Genomic DNA, 16,791 nt, shown 5'->3' with positions numbered 1-16,791 from the left:
GGGCTCCTCAACGCTGGCTGGAAAAGGTGAAGGCGGACTGCAGCGCGTACATGACGCGATCCAGCAGGAAGCCGATGATGCCGATCGTCAGCACGGCCACGATGATCCGCGCCAGCGACTGCGAGGAGCCGTTCTGAAACTCGTCCCAGACGAACTTCCCGAGGCCCGGATTCTGCGCGAGCATTTCCGCCGCGATCAGCACCATCCAGCCCACACCCAGAGAGAGCCTCAACCCGGTGAAAATCAGCGGCAGCGAGCTCGGCAGAACCAGCTTGGTAATGGTGCGCCATGTCGGCAGTTGCAGCACGCGTCCGACATTGAGCAGGTCCTTGTCGATCGAAGCCACTCCGAGCCCCGTGTTTATCAGCGTCGGCCACAACGAGCACAGCGTCACCGTGATGGCGGAGATGACCAGTGACTTCGGCAGCAATTCCGACGGGTTCACATAAAGCGCCGAAACCACCATGGTCACGATCGGCAGCCACGCAAGCGGCGACACGGGCTTGAATATCTGGATCAGAGGGTTGAGAGCACCATTCATGGTCCGGGAGAGGCCGCAGAGGATACCGAGCGGCACCGCGATGAGCGTCGCCACGGCGAAACCGAGCGCCACCGTCATGAGGCTGGTCACGATCTGGTCGAAATAAGTCGGCTTGCCGGCATAGCCGCGATGCCGGACATCTTCGGGATGGCCGTCGGTCACCATCTTGGCGTTGCGCGCATCCTGCCGCTCGTAAAAGGCCGCCCGCTTGGCCCGCTCGGCCAAATGATCGGCGTAAAGGTTCTTCGCCTGGACCCAGACCTCCGCCGGACCAGGAATGGCACCGAGCGACGTCTTGACCTGCGGCGCGGCCAGCGCCCATGCGATGAGAAAGGCGCCGATGCCAACAAGCGGCACCAGCAATCCCTGCCGCAACTCCTTCAACTGTGGCTTGACGATGTCGCCGGCGGCGATGCGTGCGAGGGGCGCAAGCCAGCCGAGGCCGAGGATGTTCAGATAGACGGCGGCGCTGTTGATGCGCGCGAGCATTCGCTCCCGCCGGGCGCGCTTTGCCTCTTCCGCGCTAACGTCGACGTATTCGCTAACCAATGCCATTTGCTTGCTCCCTGGGCGTCCACCGCCGGATTTCGGGGAAGGAGCCGGGCCGCCGCAGCGGCCCGGCTCCGGTTTCTCAACCGTCGATGACTTTGGCGCCGTCGATTTTTTGCTTGGCCTTCAGGCCGATCTTCAGGCTGTCGATGTAGGCGTTGGGCTTGCGGCCGTCATAGGTGATGCCGTCGATGAACTCCGATGTCGGCGCCCGGTAGCCGTCGGTGTCCCAGGGAAAGTCTTCCTTCTTGGCCTTGCCATCGGCGACCAGAAGCTTGGCCGCGGCCAGATAGAGATCGGAGCGGTACACACTCCTGGCCGTGTCGTGATACCAGGCATCGTTCTTGGCCTCGCCAATCTGTCCCCAACGGCGCATCTGCGTCAGATACCAGACGGCGTCGGACAGGTAGGGATAGGTGGCGAAATAGCGGAAGAACACGTTGAAGTCCGCGATCGGGCGCTTGTCGCCCTTCTCGTACTCAAAGGTACCGGTCATCGAATTGGCGATGACCGCCCTGTCGGCACCGACATATTCCGGTTTCGACAGCAGCTCGACCGCCTTGGTACGGTTGGCATTGGCGTTCTCGTCCAGCCACATCGCGGCGCGGATCAACGCCTTGGTCAGGGCGAGCACCGTGTTCGGATTCTTCTCGGCGAATGCCGCGGTGATCCCGAACACCTTCTCCGGATTGTTCTTCCAGATTTCGTAGTCGGTTATCACGGGCACGCCGATACCCTTGAAGACAGCTGCCTGGTTCCAGGGCTCGCCGACACAATAGCCGTTGATGGTGCCGGCCTCGAGCGTGGCCGGCATCTGCGGCGGCGGCGTCACGGACAGCAGCGCTTCGGCCGCGACGGTCCCGGTCACGTCCTCGGCTGAATAATAGCCGGGATTGATGCCGCCCGAGGCGAGCCAGTAGCGCAGCTCGTAATTGTGGGTCGAGACCGGAAACACCATGCCCATCTTGAAGGTTTTCCCGGCCGCCTTCAGCTTCTCGATGGCCGGCCGCAACGTCTCGGCCTTGATCGGATGCACGAGCTTGCCGCTCGCATCCTTCGGGATGCTCGGCTTCATCAACGCGAAGATCTCATTCGAGACGGTGATGGCGTTGCCGTTCAGGTCCATCGAGAACGGGGTGATGATATGCGCCTTGGTGCCGAAGCCGATCGTGGCGGCCAGCGGCTGGCCCGCAAGCATGTGTGCGCCATCGAGCTCGCCGCCGATGACGCGGTCGAGCAGAACTTTCCAGTTAGCCTGTGCCTCCAGCGTGACGAACAGACCCTCGTCCTCGAAGTAGCCGTTCTCCTTGGCGACCGCCAGCGGCGCCATATCGGTGAGCTTGATGAAGCCAAGCTTCAGCTCTTCCTTTTCCGGCCTGAGCGCGGCGGCGCGCACCCGACCAGAGGAGATCGCATAAGCGGCAGCGGCGGCGCCCGAGGCGAGGAACGTACGGCGGTCGAGACGGGTGAGCGCGCTGGCGCCGGGTTCGCCGGAGACTTTGCCCTTACGCCCGTTACGCCGGCACTGATCAGTTGGCTTCGTCATTGAATGTGATGCTCCATTGTGACTGAACACCCGTCCGCACACGCGAACTCCCCGCGCGCACAGCGGCGCGTCGCCGGGGGTGGCCCCGGACGGCGAAGGTCGAGATTCGGATGGGGATCTTCGAGGGACGGCGTCGATGGCGTCGACTACTCTCAAACAAAAAACGTGCCAGATCGAATGCTCGATAATCCGCAGCGATAACAGTCGATTGTGCCGGAGGCCCCGCCCGCCGCGGTACCGGATGCGCCCACAAATCCAGCGAGACGCCCAGTCTTTGTGCGACGCACAAGAAATGGGCAGGAATCGGCGACTCCGGCAACGGTAGTCGCGCACGTCGTTGGCGCCGGTGCAGCGCACGGACCGACGATCGCCCTGGCGGGGTTTCGCTGCTGGATAGTCAGCCCGTTTGCATCGGATGCCGTGCCGGGCGAGGACCTTCGCCGCGGTCGCACGGCTTGGCACGTGGATTGCTTTGTATTTGATCACTCAGTCAACGACGACTGCGGTTCGCCGAAATGTTGGAGCCTCCAGGGGCCGAAACGCGGGGAAAGCTTTACCGCTTCGCCGGATCCTCGGCGCAGTCGTCGTGACGCGATTCCACGCGACATCTCGAATCCCTTGGATCCGCTCGTTCTCGGCTCGCCGGTACGTGCGGAAGGACGGCCCCGACAACGGCGCTGCCCGAACGAACGTACCTTCATTCATACGATCAAAGGAACCATTGATGTCGTATCTCGCGCCTTCGGAATTCGTCACCAAGATGGTGGATGCGGGCGAGTCCAAGATCTTAATGTCCACCCGGGATACCATTATCCGCGCCTACATGGCCGGCGCCATCCTGGCGCTCGCGGCCTGGTTCGCCGTCACGATCAACGTCAACACGGGCCAGCCGCTCATCGGCGCGCTGCTGTTCCCTGTCGGATTCTCGATGCTCTATTTGCTGGGCTTCGACCTTCTGACCGGCGTATTCGTGCTGGCGCCTCTGGCGCTGATCGACAAGCGCCCGGGCGTCACCATCGGCGGCGTATTGCGGAACTGGGGTCTCGTCTTCATCGGCAATTTCGGAGGCGCCCTTACGGTGGCCTTTATGATGGCCTTCGTCACGACGTTCGGCTTCACGCAGGCGCCCGACAAGGTTGGCGCGGCGATCGGCAACATCGGCGAAGGCCGGACGCTCGGCTATGCCGCACACGGCGCAGCCGGCATGGCGACGCTGTTCATGCGCGGGATGCTCTGCAACTGGATGGTCTCGACCGGCGTCGTCGGCGCCATGATCTCCACGTCCGTTCCCGGCAAGGTTATCGCGATGTGGATGCCGATCCTGGTGTTCTTCTACATGGTGTTCGAGCATTCCGTCGTGAACATGTTCCTGTTTCCGTCGGGCCTGATGCTGCACGCCAAGTTCTCAATCATGGACTATTTGATCTGGAACGAGATTCCGACCGTGCTCGGCAACCTCGTGGGCGGCCTCGCCTTCACCGGCATGACCCTCTACGCCACGCACGTCATGACCCAACCGAAGCGGCAGATCGACAAGGTTGCGAAGCCCCGCGTCGCGGCCTGATCGAATACGTCTCGACAGGGGAGCCTCGCCCAAGCAGGGTGAGGCTCCCTTCTCCTGGTGATGACGATGTCTCGCGGACTCCTGATCTCGGTCGGCCAGCACTCGGACAAGGGTCGCAAGCCCGTCAACCAGGATTTCCACGGCGTCCTCATTCCCGAGGAGCCGCTGCTCAGCCTGAAGGGCATCTCTGCCGTCCTCGCCGACGGCATCTCCAGCAGCACGGTGAGCCAGATCGCCAGCGAGTCTGCGGTCAAGAGCTTCCTGATGGACTATTACTGCACGTCGGAATCCTGGACGGTGAAGACCTCCGCCCGCCGCGTGCTTGACGCGACCAATTCCTGGCTGCATGCGCAAACGCGCAAGAGCCAATATGCCTATGACCGCGACAAGGGCTATGTCTGCACTCTCAGCGCCATGGTCATCAAGGCGACCACCGCGCACATCTTCCATGTCGGCGACTGCCGCATCTACCGCGTCGCCGGCAGGACGCTGGAGCAGCTGACCGAAGATCACCGCATCATCGTGTCGTCGGAGCAAACCTATCTCGGCCGCGCGCTCGGCATCAATCCGCAGCTCGAGATCGACTACCAGGCGTTCGAGGTCGAGGCCGGCGACACCTTCCTGCTGGCAACCGATGGTGCCTACGAGTTCGTCGACGCGCGCTTCATCACGAGCGCGGTGAACGAGCACGCCGGTGAGTTCGACGGAGCGGCAAAGGCAATCGTCGAGGAAGCCTATCGGCGCGGCAGTGACGACAACATCACCGTCCAGATCCTGCGCATCGACGCGGTGCCGCAGCGCGAGCCGGCTGGCATCTTCAATCAGACGTCACAATTGCCGCTGCCTCCGCTGCCGGAGCCGCGGGCGCTGTTCGACGGCTACCGGATTATCAGGGAAATCCACGGCAGCAGCCGCAGCCACATCTATCTCGCCGTCGACGTCGAGACCGAGCAGCCGGTGGCGCTCAAGCTGCCGTCGGTCGATTTGCGCGACAATGCCGCCTATCTCAAGCGTTTCCTGATGGAGGAGTGGATCGCACGCCGGATCGACAGCCCGCACGTGCTGAAGCCGTTGTCACAGTCCAGGCGGCGCAGCTATCTTTACGTCGCGACCGAGTTCGTCGAAGGGCAGACCTTGAAGCAGTGGATGACCGACAATCCGCGCCCCGATCTCGAGACCGTCCGCGGCCTCATCGAGCAGATTGCCGCGGGCCTGCGCGCCTTCCACCGCATGGAGATGCTGCATCAGGATCTCAGGCCCGACAACATCCTGATCGACAAGACCGGCACCGCGAAGATCATCGACTTCGGATCGGTCAGGGTGGCCGGCGTCGCGGAAGCGGCGCCCCCGGACGAGGCTGACGAAATCCTCGGCACGGTCCAGTACACGGCGCCGGAGTATTTTCTCGGGCAAGGCGGCTCACCGCGCTCCGACATGTTCTCGCTGGCAGTGATCTGCTACCAGATGCTGACGGGAAAGCTTCCCTACGGCGCCCAGATTGCCAGGATCCGGCGCAAGGCGGACGTGCGGAGGCTCAAATATCGTGCCGCGGACGACGACCGGAACGTGCCGGCCTGGATCGACGGCGCGCTCCGCCGCGCGCTCCATCCCGATCCCACCAAGCGGCACGAGGATCTCTCCGAATTCGTCTTCGAGCTTCGCACGCCCAATCCTGCCTATCTCGACACGCGGATCACACCGCTATTGGAGCGCAGCCCGCTGATGTTCTGGAAGCTGACGACAGCGGCGCTCGCCTGCGCGGTCGTCGTGCTGCTGGCGCTGCTGCACGCACGCTGATCAAGGCTGCCCGCTCGCCACCTGAGCAACGGCGAGCGATGCAGCCAGGCGCTGGCAAGCCCTCAGGCGGTGGCCGTGATCTCCGCGACGAAGTCGCGATAAGAGCGCAAGGGACGGCCGAGGATATCGGTCAGGCGCTTGACGTCGCCGGCCTCCGGGATCATTCCCTCCGTAAGGAAGCGCTCGCTCATCACCCGCATGTCGAAAGCCATCCAGCCGGGCATGAACTGCCTGAGGTTCTTCTCGAATCCCGCGGTGTCGTCGCCGCCATAGGCGATCGCGCGCCCGAGCACGTCCGACCAGATTGCCGCAGCCTCCGCGCCAGTCAGTGTATCGGGACCAACGAGATTGATGCGATCGAGCGGAAGCGGCGTGGCGGATGTCTCGCGGCGGATCAATTCGATCGCCGCGATCTCGCCGATATCGCGCGCGTCGATCATCGCCAGTCCCTTGCTGCCGATCGGCATGGGATACACGCCGTATCCGGTCACCGCATCCTTGATCATGAGCTCGTTGTTCATGAAGTACGCGGGGCGCAGAATGGTGGCGTTGAACCCCATCTGCTCGATCATGCGCTCGACGCCGAACTTGCCGGCGAAGTGCGGCACGTTGACGTAGCGGTCGCTGTGGATCACCGACAGATAGACGAACCGCTCGATGCCGGCCTCTCTTGCCAAGTTGAGCGCAGTGAGCGCCTGGGTGAATTCATCCGGCACCACGGCGTTGAGGAGAAACAGGGTCGAGACGCCTGAGAACGCACTGCGCAGGGAATCGACGTCCAGCAAGTCGCCCTGAGCGACGGCGACCCCAGCGGGGACGTTTGCCTTGGCGGGATCTCGGGCGAGCGCGCGCACATCCGCGCCGCGCTTGACGAGTTGTTCGACGACTTGGCGGCCGATGGTCCCGGTTGCGCCGGTAACGAGGATGGTCATGGGATCTCTCCGGTTTGGGTCAGAAGACATCCCGGAAATTAATGATCCACAGACGGTCCGATAGACGCTATATTTGGACAGACCGTCTCACTGGTGGAACAGATGGATTTGATTGCCTTAGCCGATTTCAACCTTGTCGCCCGCCACGGAGGGTTCGGAAAGGCCGCGCGTGCAACGGGACGTCCGAAAGCGACCTTGTCCCGGCGCGTGTCCGAACTCGAAAGCAGCCTCGATCTGCGTCTCTTCGAGCGCGGAGGACGCGATCTCAAGCTCACTCAGGAAGGACGAGCGCTCCATGAGCGAACGGGAGCACTCCTCACCGAGCTCGACGAGACGGCGGCGGCGATCGCCTCGGGCGGGGACAAGCCAAAGGGCAAGTTGCGGATCAACGCTCCCCTGCTCTTTTCGCAAAGTGCCATGGGCCGGCTCGCGGCCGGCTTCGCGCTTCTGCATCCGCAGGTCCGGCTCGAGGTTACGACGGATGATCGCCACGTCGATATGATCGAGGAGGGTTTTGATCTCGTGATCCGGGTCAATCCCGATCCGGATGAAGGCCTCGTCGGCCGCATCTTCCTGCGCGACCGACTGGTGGTCGTGGCCGGCCCCAACCTGAAACGACCAAAGGGTGATCTGGCCGTTCCAGCCGTGGTGCGCGGAAATGATGAGACCGCAGCCTGGGACATCAGGCGACCAGCCGGCACCTCGCGCATTGCCGTCGACCCGGTGCTTCGCCTGTCATCGCTGATGATGGTCCGCGACGCGGTTCGAGCCGGCGTCGGCGCTGCGCGGCTGCCTCTGTCGTTGGTCAGTCATGATCTGGCTGCTGGCACACTGGTACGCTGGGGCGACGTCGAGGGACCCGACATCGCCCTGTGGACACTCCATCCCTCCCGGCGATTGCTCAGTGCGCGCGTCTCCGCCTTCCTCGATTATCTGAAGGAAGCCTTTCCGAAGGGAACGCCCGACGAATTGGCAGCCTATATCGGGGTATGAATTCGAGCCCTCACGCGGGCTCTGCCGTCTTCGTCCCCAGCGGCGTCGGCGCCATGCCACTCCCGGGCTTGAGGTGGAATTCGTAAGTCATCAAATGCCACTGACCGTTCGCCTTGGTGCCGTCGGGCATCGCGGGATCGGTGCGCGGCTCGACCTTGGCGACGAGATCATCCTTGACCCCGAACACGACGTCGGAATCCAGATATTTGTCGCCGTCCATGAAGACGTGCGTGATCAGCGGCTCGTATCCCTTCGCGTTGACCAGGAAGTGCACATGCGCCGGGCGCATCGGATGACGCTTGGTCTGCACGATCATCTCGCCGACGGGACCATCGGTCGGGATCGGATAGCTGCACGGCAAAATGGTACGGAAAAAGAAGCGGCCGTCGCTATCGGTGATGAAGCGCGCGCGCGCCGAGGCGCCGACCTCGTCATAATTCGGCTTCTGTGAATCGTAGAAGCCGTCGTCGTCGGCATGCCAGACGTCGACGGGGACATTGGCCAGCGGCTTGCCCTTGAGGTCGGTGACACGGCTCTGCACGAACATCCGCTCGCCGGTTTGATTGTTCGGCGAGATGTCGGTGCCGTGCGCGGTCACCTTGTGCTCGCCGACATAGAAGGGGCCGAGCACGGTGGTCTGGGTGGCACCGTCTCGGTCGCGATGGTTGACCGCGTCAACAAGCATCGAGACGCCGAGCACGTCGGACAGCAGGATGAACTCCTGGCGGGTATCGGTGCATTTCTGCCCGGTGCGGGTCAGGAAATCGATGGCGTAGTCCCATTCTTCGAAGGTCAGGCCCGTCTTGCTCACGTAATCGTGCAGCGACTTCACCAATTCCTGGAGCAGGAATTTCGCGCGCGGATTGGGGGTGCTGTCGAAGCTCTTGACGACGGCTTCAGTGAGATCAGTCTCGTTGAACTGGGTCATGATGCATTTGCCCTGCGTTTTCTCATTGGCCTTGGAGGCCTTGGCGCTCCCTGGAGGCGTTCCAGGGAGCAGCCTACACCAGCCGGCCTGCCCGCGTTAAGCGCGAGTGGCTTGGAATGGGGCCGTCATTTGGCTATCAACGGACCGACAAAACTGCCCGGAGGAACTGATGCTCGCGCCCACCCCCGCCTCGCCCGAATCCGTCGGCATGTCCAAGGCCGCGCTCGACCGTGTCGATGCGCATCTGAAGAACCGGTACATCGATGCCGGCCGCTTCCCGGGCACGCATCTTCTGGTCTACCGCCGCGGCAAGGTCGCGCACAGCTCGGTTCAGGGCTTTGCCGACGTCGAGCGCAAGCTGCCGGTCAAGGACGACACCATCTATCGCATCTATTCGATGACCAAGCCGCTCACCAGCGTCGCCTTCATGATGCTGGTCGAACAAGGCCTCGTCGCGATCGACGAGCCCGTCGCCAAATACATCCCGGAATGGAAGGATCTCGGCGTCTTCGTCGCCGGCACTTCTCCGGCCTTCCTGACCCGGCCGCCATCCCGGCCAATGCTGATCGTCGACCTCCTGCGCCACACGGCCGGCCTCACCTACGGTTTTCAGCAGCGCTCCAACGTGGATGCCGCCTATCGCACAGAAAAGATCGGCGAGGTCGAGAAGGCCGGCACGCTCCAGACCATGATCGAGGCGCTGGCCAAGATCCCGCTGGAATTCTCCCCTGGCGAAGCCTGGAACTATTCGGTCGCGACCGACGTGCTCGGATATCTCGTCGGCAAGATCTCGGGCATGCCATTCGAGCAGTTCCTTAAATCACGCATCCTCGATCCGCTCGGCATGACCGACACCGATTTCCACGTGCCGGCCTCCAAGGCGCACCGCTTCGCGGCCTGCTATTCCGCCGATCCCGGCGGGGGCATGACCTTCCATGCCGGACAGCGCCGCGAAGGGCTGACACTGCAGGACGATCCGACGACGAGCTCGTTCCTCACCCCGCCCTCGTTCATTTCCGGCGGCGGCGGCCTGTGCTCGACGGTCGCCGACTATCTCACGTTCTGCCGCGCGCTGCTCAACGGCGGCGAGCTCGGCGGCGTCAGGCTGATCGGGCCGAAGACGCTGGCGCTGATGACGAGCAACCACATTCCGGGCGGTCGCACCCTGCCGGAAGTATCGCGCTCGCTGTTCTCGGAAGCGGCCTATAACGGCATCGGTTTTGGTCTCGGCTTCGCCGTCACCATGCGCCCCGCAGAGACGCTGATCGCCGGCAGCCCCGGCGAATACAATTGGGGCGGCGCGGCCACCACCTCGTTCTGGATCGATCCGGCCGAGGAGCTGATTGCGATCTTCATGACGCAGGTGCTGCCGTCGAGCGCCTATCCGCTGCGCCGCGAGCTGCGCAGCATGGTCTATGCGGCGATCACCGAGAACAATTTGTAGCAGTCGCCTCGATCCCGCGGCCGTCGTTCGCGGGATCACACTCCCGGACGCTCACTCGCCGTTGCTCATTTGAGCATTTCCGGCACGATCAGACGCGGCAGGAACAGCGATACGCTTGGCCAGACGATGACCGCCGCCAGCACGAGCAGCATCGGAATCAGCATGATGACCGTATCCTTCAGCGCATAACGGAGCCGCACCCCGGCAATCGAACAGGCGATCATCAGACAGAGACCGTAAGGCGGCGTCACCAGTCCAAAGGCCAGCGACACGATGGAAATGATCGCGAACTGGACCGGATGGAGGTCGACCGACCTGGCGAGCGGCTCCAGTACGGTGCCGACGATGATGATGGCCGGGATGGCGTCGAGGAAGCAGCCGACCACCAGGAAGCAGAAGGCGATGAAGAAGCCGGCCGTCACCGCGCCCATGCCCCATGTCGACACGTTGGCCAGCAGCTCCTGTGGGATCTTGTAGTAGGCGAGCAGCCAGCCGAACGCACTGGCGGTGCCGACACAGAACAGCGCCACGCCGGCGAGACGCCCGGTGTCGAGCAAGGCCTTGTACAATTCGCGTATCCCCGTCTCGCGATAGAAGAACGCCGAGAGCACCACGGAATAAAGCACCGCGACGCAGGCGGATTCGGTCGCGGTGAACCATCCCAGCAGAATGCCGCCGACGATGATGAAGGGTGTCATCAGCGCCGGTATCGACCGCCAGATGGCGCATCGCATCTCGACCCAGCTTGCCTTCGGATAGGTCGGGTAGCCGCGGCGCACGGCGTAGATGTGCACCGTCGCCATCTGCGCCCCCGCGATCAGCAGACCCGGCACAATGCCGGCCAGATACATCGCCGCAATCGAGGTCGAGATCAGTCCGCCCCACACGATCATGAGGATCGACGGCGGGATGATGACCGCCAGGACCGCCGACACCGCCGTGATGGCAATGGAGAACGAGAGATCGTAGCCCTCCCTGGTCTGCGCATCGATGAAGATCTTGGACTGGCTCGCCGCATCGGCGGTGGAGGAGCCGGAGATGCCTGCAAAGAACACCGACAGCACGACATTGATCTGCGCCAGCGATCCGGGCCAGTGCCCGACCATCGAGCGCGACAGCGCCACCAAGCGATCGGTGATACCGCCGATGCTCATCAGGTTCGCCGTCAGCAGGAAGAACGGCACCGCCAGCAGGATGAAGGAATTGTACGCATTGAACGTCTCCTGCGCGAGCGTCATCAACGACAGGTGCGGCTCGATCAGCAGGATCGGCACGCAGGCAAGACCGAGCGCGAAAGCGACCGGCACGCGCACGATCAGCAGGCCGACGAAGACCCCGAACAGCACCATCGCTGCCTGTCCGGCAGAGAGTACGTTGCCGCTCATCGCTCTGCCCCAAACAGAATGCGCATTTCATCGACAATCTGCTCACCCGCGAAGACGATCCATGTCACGCCGGCGACAGGCCAGGCGACGTGAATCAGCCAGAGAGGCAGATCCGCCAGTTCCGACGTCCTGTTCCAGGCAAAGCGTGTGAACTCGATTCCGGCCGACACGAACACCAGCGCCAGCGCCAGCACGCCGACACGCGCGAGGATCCGGACCGCGGCCTCCGACCGCCGCGACAGGTCGGGCCACACGTCGACTTCGAAATGCTGCGCCTCCCGCACGCCCACCATGGCCCCGATCATGATCGTCCAGATGAACAGGAACCGCGCCATTTCTTCCGTCCAGATGTAGGACGGAATGAACGGCGTATAGCGTGACACGATTTGCAGCGTGACCGGAATGACCAGGATGCCGACGCAGGCGGCCAGCAGGAATTCGAGCAATTTGGCATAGGCGGCCGATATGCGACGCCACAGCGACGGCGCGGACGAAACGGGCATTTCAGACATTGGGGCTCCGTGCGGCAGAACATCCGCCACGTCCGGGCAAGAAGCGGGGCTTGCCCGGAGTTGCTGTCGGCGGACGCAAAGGCCTCAGACGACGTTGATCTTCTCGAAAATGCCCTCCGCGCCGATTTCCTTGGCGTAGGTGGCCATCACGGGGTCGGCGAGCTTCTTCATGGCGTCCCGCTCCTCGAAGGGAACGCGCTTGAGCTTGCCGGCCTTCTCGAGCGTATCGAGCTTGACGACCTCTTCGCTCGACTCGAGCTGACGGCCGTAGTCGCCGGCCTCCTTGCCGGCCTTCATGATCGCGTCCTGCAGCTCCTTCGGCAAGGTCTTCAGCGTCTTCACCGAGAAGCAGATCGGCCGGATCGACACGGCGTGCTGGGTCAGGTTGAGATGCGGGGCCACTTCGTAGAACTTCATCGCTTCGACGCCGGCCGCCTCGTTTTCGCCGGCCGAAATCACGCCGTTCTGGATCGCGTTGTAGATTTCGTTATAGGCAATCACCGTCGGGCTCATGCCGACCGCCGCAAAAGTCTTCGACCAGATCGGCGCGCCCTGCACCCGAACCTTGAGACCCTTGAGATCGGCGAGATTCTTGAGCGGCTTGTTGGCGAAGATGTTGCGGATGCCACCGCCGGAATAACCGATCAGGACGACCTCGGCTTTTGCCGCGACTTCGTCGGCGATCGGCGCCAGGATATTGGCCTCGACGACCTTGTTCATATGCTCGATGCCCTTGAACACGAAGGGTGCGTCGATGAACGGGGCCGCCTTTGCGAAGGTCGACATATGGGCCGGCGAGACGATGCCGTAATCGACCGCCTTGCCCTGCGACATGTATTCGAAATACTGCTTCTCGAGGCCGAGCGATGAGTTCCTGTGCAGGGTGAAGTTGACGGGCTTGCCGTAATACTTCTTCACCAGTTCCTCGAACCGGAGCAGTGCCCGATTGAAGGCGTGGTCGTCGTTGAACTGCACGGCTCCGTTGAGCGTGATCGGCGCTTGCGCCCTGAGGATCGAGGGCATGCCGATCGCAGCCGCTGCAGTGGTCGCGCCGAACCCAGCGAGAAATGATCTTCGCTTCATCGTCCCCTCCCTTTGATGCCCCGGCCCTGTCGTCGGGCCGTGAGCGCAGCCGGTATGCGGCTTGCGAGAGGCAAGCGTATGAAAATCCGCGGCGGGACGGAAGCCGGATTCGGATGCGCGGTCCGGCAATGATGAGCCCGCCGCTGATACAGTTCGACGCAGGACCCGCGCTCATGCCATCTGCTGCACCGCAACCTTCACCTCATCACTCTCCCGGAGCGCCGATCCATGACCAATTGTGCCGTGGCACAATGGAGCCGCTGCTCTATGCTTCGTTTGTCCGGCGCCGTCGCGTCGGCGCCGGGAAGTTCACGTTTGTCAAAGCTCACCCTGCCGGTCCGCCTCGCTCTTCTGGTCACGGGAACGATGTTGCCGCTGATCGTCTTCGCGGTTGGCATTGTCTTCTACAACTACAAGCAGGACCGGAGCGACGCGACCCGCCGCGTGCTGGAGAACGTGCGCAGCATGCGCCTCGTGCTGGACTCCGAGGTACAGCGGATGACCGGCGGCCTGCAGGTGCTCGCGTTGACCAATGCGCTGCGCAACGACGACTTCCAAAACTTCTGCCGCATCGCGCTCGGTTTCGTCGAGCAATATGGCAAAGGCGGCCTGGTGCTGATCTCCGATCGCGAGGGTCGGCTGTTGTTCTCTTCCGCAACGGAAGACACCGCAAGCCTGCCGCCACGCGGCAATCTCGAGACAATCGAAAGAGTATTTGCAAGGAAAACGCCGCAATATTCCGACCTGTTCATCGGCGCGATCAACGGCCGGCAGGAGCTCACCGTCGAGGTTCCGGTATTTCGCGACGGCGAGGTGATCTACGACCTCTGTTTCAGCCCGCCGATCAGCATCTTTCAGGGGCTTGTCGAGAAGCAACGCCCGGACCAAGTCTGGACTGTATCCCTGCTCGACACCAAGAGCGTCGTCTTCGCGCGCGTACCGAACCCGAGCGAGATGATCGGCAAGCGGGCCTCCGGCGTACTCAAGGATGCAATGACTCGCACGTCAGAAGCCGCCCTTTCGAGCGTCTCGCTCGACGGGGTGGCGCTGTCCTCTGCCTTTACCAGGTCGAGCCTGACGGGCTGGACGGTCGTGGCCGGCGTCCCCGAGAGCTCGCTGATCGCGCCGCTCTGGCGCAACATCGCGATCACGAGCCTAATCGGCGGCATCCTGCTGCTGACCGGCCTCACCTTCGCGGTCAGGATGGCGACCACGATCGCGCGCGGCGAGATGCTGCACAATCTCTTGATCGACGAACTCAACCACCGGGTCAAGAATACGCTGGCCTTGATGCAGGCGATCGCTGTGCAGACCTTCCGCAGTGCCAGCCGGGACGAACGGATGAAGTTCGAGGGGCGGCTCGGCGCACTGGCCGAAGCGCATAATCTGCTGAGCCAGGAGAAATGGGCGGGCTCCGAGCTGCGGGAGGTGATCGCCCGCGCGCTGCAGCCGTTCCTGATGAACGGTCCCGACCGCATCCGCATGGCCGGACCCGCCGTGCCATTGTCGCCGCGACTCGCCGTGGTGCTGTCGATGATCGTGCACGAGATCGCCACCAACGCAGCGAAATATGGTGCGCTGTCCAACGAGACCGGGCGGGTGACGCTGGATTGGGAGATCATCGCCGATGCCCCGAAACCGCGGCTGCGCCTGGTCTGGACCGAGACCGGCGGACCGCCGGTGACGGCACCGGTGCAGCGCGGCTTCGGCTCGCGCCTGATCGAGCGCAGCGCCCGCGACCAGCTCGGCGGCGAGGCCACCGTCGACTTCCTGCCGCGCGGCGTGGTCTGCACCGTGGTCTGCGCGCTGGACGAGACGCGGTGAACGGGACGCGCCCTACCCGATGGTCTGCAGCGCCGGGAACGTCTCCAGCAGCCAGATGCTCACATTCGAGACTGCGCCGGTGAGAAAGCCGATGCCGGTGATCACCATCAGGACGCCCATGGCGCGCTCGACATTGACGAGATGGCCCTTCATGCGCGCGAAAAGCGCGGAGAACTGCTCGATCATCAAAGCAGCGATCAGGAAGGGAATGCCGAGACCGGCGGAATAGACCGCGAGCAGACCTGCGCCCTTCGTCACCGTGGTCTCAGCGGCGGCGATCGACAGGATCGCGGCGAGGATCGGGCCGATGCAGGGCGTCCAGCCGAACGCGAAAGCGAGCCCCATGATATAGGCGCCCCAGAGACCGACCGGCTTCGGGATCGGCAGCCGTCCCTCGCGCATCAACAGGCCGATGCGCGTCAGGCCCAGGAAGTGCAGGCCCATGATGATGATGACGATGCCGGCGAGGATCGAAAGCTCCGCCGACCATGCACGAATCAGCCCGCCGACCAGCGAGGCGCTGGCGCCGAGCGCGACGAACACCGTGGAGAAGCCGAGCACGAACAGCAGCGCCGACATCATGATCGCGCGCTTGGAGGCCGAGGCCGGCTCGTCGCTCTCGACGTGCTCGATCGTGGCGCCCGTCAGATAGATCAGATAGGGCGGGACCAGGGGCAGGACGCAAGGCGAGAGGAAGCTGACGAGGCCGGCAATCAGCGCCGCCGGGATCGAAACATTTTGCATGATGCCGTCTGAGCCATCTCAGGCGCCGGTGAAGCGCGCCGGGAATGCGCGCGGCCCGAAGCCGAACCGGCTCTGGTGTAACCGATGCCGGAGAATGCGCAACAGAGGCGCACGAAACCAGGGCTCCTCCCGATGCCGCCTGCGATCACAGATGCGGCATCGGGACGCGCACAAACCTCGCCAAAAAGCGAGATTCGGCGGCGCGGCTACTTCACCACGCGGAGCAGCGGACGCCGGGGCTGGTCCTGCGTCTGCTTGGAAGGGGACGGCGGCACGCTCGCGGCGCTCCGCAGCATTTCGTCGCACAGTGCCTTGAGATCGGCACTGTCAATTCCTTTGAGCTTCATCCTGACGTCGAGGATGACAATGGAGAGCAGCTCGGCCGACTCACGGCTGTCGCACGCGTTGAGAACCCTGCGGCACCCCTCGAGCGTTTCCAGCACCGACTGCAACTGTTCGTCTGAATGCGACACCGGCGTTCTTTCCGTTAATTCGGCCTGCGGGACGTGATTGGGACGATCTCTTCGGCCCCCATGGAGCTCTGAGGATACCATGAGGCCACTGCGCCTCCGAACCTGATTCCAGCGCGTTTCTGCTGTGGAACCGCGACTTCAGCCAACATTGCCGCGCAACGCCGGCGGCTGTTTTCGAAGCCGTCCTCAAGCGAACGCGTGGCGCATTGTGATGGATCCATCGCGAGACCTGATGCCGGCTCGCGCGCAACGACATTCATTGCGGCCAGCGCCTGCAATCCCGCAGCCATTTCACGGCTCGCAACGGAACTCACGCTACAACCCCTCTTGCGGGCGAATAATCCACCCGATTCCCCAGCCCATGGCAGCATCTAAATACCACCCACAAGGTAGTAAGGATGATGGTTCAAAACTCATCATCCCCCAACCCGCAGTGGTTGTAGTTTGCGCCAGATTCTGCCAGTTTAGCGACCCGA

General features: G+C 63.2%; 14 protein-coding genes. 5 read left to right on the top strand and 9 right to left on the bottom strand.

All coding sequences use genetic code 11. The features are described from left to right. Nucleotides 1-7: 7 nt before the first annotated feature. Nucleotides 8-1,096 carry an ABC transporter permease gene (locus IVB24_RS15270; protein WP_247773520.1) on the bottom strand — a complete coding sequence of 363 codons (1,089 nt, stop codon included), beginning with the start codon at nt 1,094-1,096 and terminating at the stop codon, nt 8-10. A gap of 76 nt (nt 1,097-1,172) precedes the next feature. Next, on the bottom strand, nt 1,173-2,636 hold the full coding sequence (locus tag IVB24_RS15265; protein ID WP_247773519.1) for a CmpA/NrtA family ABC transporter substrate-binding protein: 1,464 nt from the start codon (nt 2,634-2,636) through the stop codon (nt 1,173-1,175). A 724-nt stretch (nt 2,637-3,360) separates the two neighbouring features. Between IVB24_RS15265 and IVB24_RS15260 the strand changes: the two genes are divergently transcribed. Next, the gene (locus IVB24_RS15260; RefSeq protein WP_247773518.1) at nt 3,361-4,200 is read left to right on the top strand and encodes a formate/nitrite transporter family protein; all 840 of its coding nucleotides are present in this window, start codon (nt 3,361-3,363) and stop codon (nt 4,198-4,200) included. A 60-nt stretch (nt 4,201-4,260) separates the two neighbouring features. After that, nucleotides 4,261-5,997 (top strand): bifunctional protein-serine/threonine kinase/phosphatase, encoded by a 1,737-nt coding sequence (locus IVB24_RS15255; protein WP_247774102.1) that lies wholly within the window; start codon nt 4,261-4,263, stop codon nt 5,995-5,997. 62 nt (nt 5,998-6,059) lie between these two features. On the opposite strand, the gene IVB24_RS15250 is transcribed toward IVB24_RS15255, so the two are convergent. Continuing rightward, nucleotides 6,060-6,929, bottom strand: a complete 870-nt coding sequence (locus IVB24_RS15250) for an NmrA/HSCARG family protein (RefSeq protein WP_247773517.1) — start codon at nt 6,927-6,929, stop codon at nt 6,060-6,062. Between the two features lie 102 nt (nt 6,930-7,031). On the opposite strand from IVB24_RS15250, the gene IVB24_RS15245 reads away from it, so the two are divergent. Beyond that, a complete protein-coding gene (locus IVB24_RS15245; protein WP_247773515.1) occupies nt 7,032-7,922 on the top strand; it encodes a LysR family transcriptional regulator in 891 nt (296 codons plus the stop codon). Nucleotides 7,923-7,932: 10 nt separating this feature from the next. Here the strand turns inward: IVB24_RS15245 and IVB24_RS15240 are convergent, their stop codons facing one another. After that, entirely contained in the window at nt 7,933-8,850 is a 918-nt protein-coding gene (locus IVB24_RS15240; protein WP_247773513.1) for an intradiol ring-cleavage dioxygenase, read from the bottom strand. Nucleotides 8,851-9,019: 169 nt separating this feature from the next. Between IVB24_RS15240 and IVB24_RS15235 the strand changes: the two genes are divergently transcribed. Continuing rightward, nucleotides 9,020-10,294: a serine hydrolase domain-containing protein gene (locus tag IVB24_RS15235; RefSeq protein WP_247773512.1), complete on the top strand. Its 1,275-nt coding sequence runs from the start codon at nt 9,020-9,022 to the stop codon at nt 10,292-10,294. A gap of 65 nt (nt 10,295-10,359) precedes the next feature. On the opposite strand, the gene IVB24_RS15230 is transcribed toward IVB24_RS15235, so the two are convergent. The 3 genes from IVB24_RS15230 to IVB24_RS15220 form a co-directional block, all read right to left on the bottom strand. After that, nucleotides 10,360-11,679 (bottom strand): TRAP transporter large permease, encoded by a 1,320-nt coding sequence (locus IVB24_RS15230; protein ID WP_166474456.1) that lies wholly within the window; start codon nt 11,677-11,679, stop codon nt 10,360-10,362. Next, nucleotides 11,676-12,191, bottom strand: a complete 516-nt coding sequence (locus tag IVB24_RS15225; protein ID WP_094975407.1) for a TRAP transporter small permease — start codon at nt 12,189-12,191, stop codon at nt 11,676-11,678. The genes IVB24_RS15230 and IVB24_RS15225 overlap by 4 nt, the downstream gene beginning before the upstream one ends. A gap of 84 nt (nt 12,192-12,275) precedes the next feature. After that, nucleotides 12,276-13,274, bottom strand: coding sequence for a TRAP transporter substrate-binding protein (locus IVB24_RS15220; RefSeq protein ID WP_106949866.1), 999 nt, complete (start codon nt 13,272-13,274; stop codon nt 12,276-12,278). Between the two features lie 366 nt (nt 13,275-13,640). Here IVB24_RS15220 and IVB24_RS15215 point away from each other — a divergent pair, with 366 nt between their 5' ends. Continuing rightward, nucleotides 13,641-15,098, top strand: coding sequence for a sensor histidine kinase (locus tag IVB24_RS15215; protein WP_247774101.1), 1,458 nt, complete (start codon nt 13,641-13,643; stop codon nt 15,096-15,098). A 12-nt stretch (nt 15,099-15,110) separates the two neighbouring features. On the opposite strand, the gene IVB24_RS15210 is transcribed toward IVB24_RS15215, so the two are convergent. Both IVB24_RS15210 and IVB24_RS15205 read right to left on the bottom strand, forming a co-directional pair. Beyond that, nucleotides 15,111-15,842, bottom strand: coding sequence for a cytochrome c biogenesis protein CcdA (locus IVB24_RS15210; protein ID WP_094892322.1), 732 nt, complete (start codon nt 15,840-15,842; stop codon nt 15,111-15,113). A gap of 206 nt (nt 15,843-16,048) precedes the next feature. After that, complete coding sequence (locus IVB24_RS15205; protein WP_094975409.1) at nt 16,049-16,315, bottom strand: hypothetical protein; 267 nt, start codon at nt 16,313-16,315, stop codon at nt 16,049-16,051. Nucleotides 16,316-16,791 lie beyond the last annotated feature (476 nt).

Source organism: Bradyrhizobium sp. 192 (genome assembly GCF_023100965.1).
Taxonomy (GTDB): Bacteria; Pseudomonadota; Alphaproteobacteria; order Rhizobiales; family Xanthobacteraceae; genus Bradyrhizobium; species Bradyrhizobium symbiodeficiens.
This window is presented reverse-complemented; position numbering and strand designations above follow the sequence as displayed.